This is a genomic window from Psychromonas algarum (genome assembly GCF_004376845.1).
GTDB lineage: Bacteria > Pseudomonadota > Gammaproteobacteria > Enterobacterales > Psychromonadaceae > Psychromonas.
The window spans coordinates 1-1,669 of sequence record NZ_SNUW01000035.1 but is presented as its reverse complement, the minus strand read 5'-3'; the positions used below and the strand labels follow the sequence as shown (position 1 = coordinate 1,669).

The window sequence follows — 1,669 nt, the reverse complement described above, 5'->3', positions numbered from 1 at the left end:
CGGCCGCAGATGTTGATGGTACGGTTACGACGACTGCAACGGTGCCTGCTGAGCAAGGTACGGTTATCGTTGATAACGAAAATGGGACTTATACCTTCACACCAGCGGAAAACTTTAACGGTGATGCAACCATTACGCTAGTGACCACCGATGATGATGGCGCGACGGCGACAACAACGTCTACGGTTTCGGTTGGCGATGTCAATGACGGTCCGACACTTACAGCTGCGAATGGCAGTCTGGATGAAGACAGTGGCTCAGTGACAGTGGCGTTTACGGCCGCAGATGTTGATGGCACGGTTACGACGACTGCAACGTTGCCTGCTGAGCAAGGTACGGTTATCGTTGATAACGAAAATGGGACTTATACCTTCACACCAGCCGAGAACTTCAATGGTGATGCGACTATTACGCTAGTGACGACCGATGATGATGGCGCTACGGCGACAACAACTTCTACGGTTTCGGTTGGCGATGTCAATGACGGTCCGACACTTACAGCTGCGAATGGCAGTCTGGATGAAGACAGTGGCTCAGTGACAGTGGCGTTCACGGCCGCAGATATTGATGGCACAGTGACCACGACCACAAGCGTGCCAGGAGCAAGGTACGGTTATCGTTGATAACGAAAATGGGACTTATACCTTCACACCAGCCGAGAACTTCAATGGTGATGCGACTATTACGCTAGTGACTACCGATGATGACGGCGCGACGGCGACAACAACGTCTACGGTTTCGGTTGGCGATGTCAACGATGGTCCGACGATCACAGCAGAAAACGGTGCATTATTAGAAGACAGTGGCTCAGTGACAGTGGCGTTTACGGCCGCAGATGTTGATGGCACGGTTACCACGACTGCAACGGTGCCTGCTGAGCAAGGTACGGTTATCGTTGATAACGAAAATGGGACTTATACCTTCACACCAGCCGAGAACTTCAATGGTGATGCGACTATTACCTTAGTGACCACCGATGATGACGGGGCCACGGCGACAACCACTTCGACAGTGAATGTTGGTGATGTGAATGATGGTCCGACGATCACAGCAGACAACGGCAGCTTAGATGAAGACAGTGGCTCAGTGACGGTTGCGTTCACGGCCGCAGATATTGATGGCACAGTGACCACGACCGCAAGCGTGCCAGCAGAGCAAGGTACGGTTGTCGTTGATAACGAGAATGGTACTTATACCTTCACACCAGCCGAGAACTTCAATGGTGATGCGACTATTACCTTAGTGACGACCGATGATGACGGCGCGACGGCAACGACTACATCAATCGTGGCAGTCGGTGATGTGAATGATGGTCCGACGATCACAGCAGACAACGGCAGCTTAGATGAAGACAGTGGCTCAGTGACGGTTGCGTTCACGGCAGCAGATGTTGATGGCACAGTTATCACCACCGCAAGCGTGCCAGCAGAGCAAGGTACGGTTGTCGTTGATAACGAAAATGGGACTTATACCTTCACACCAGCCGAGAACTTCAATGGTGATGCGACGATCACCTTAGTGACCATGGATGATGACGGGGCCACGGCGACAACAACTTCTACGGTTTCGGTTGGCGATGTCAATGACGGTCCGACACTTACAGCTGCGAATGGCAGTCTGGATGAAGACAGTGGCTCAGTGACAGTGGCGTTCACGGCCGCAGATGTTG

General features: G+C 52.4%; 2 protein-coding genes. Both read left to right on the top strand.

What is annotated here, in order from left to right:
- Positions 1–623, top strand: a 623-nt coding sequence (locus tag E2R68_RS13790; RefSeq protein WP_134278258.1) for a tandem-95 repeat protein, incomplete at its 5' end; no start/stop codon positions are given.
- Positions 616–1,669 (top strand): tandem-95 repeat protein (locus E2R68_RS13785; RefSeq protein WP_166738867.1); only part of this gene is annotated, 1,054 nt, incomplete at its 3' end. The genes E2R68_RS13790 and E2R68_RS13785, both read left to right, overlap by 8 nt.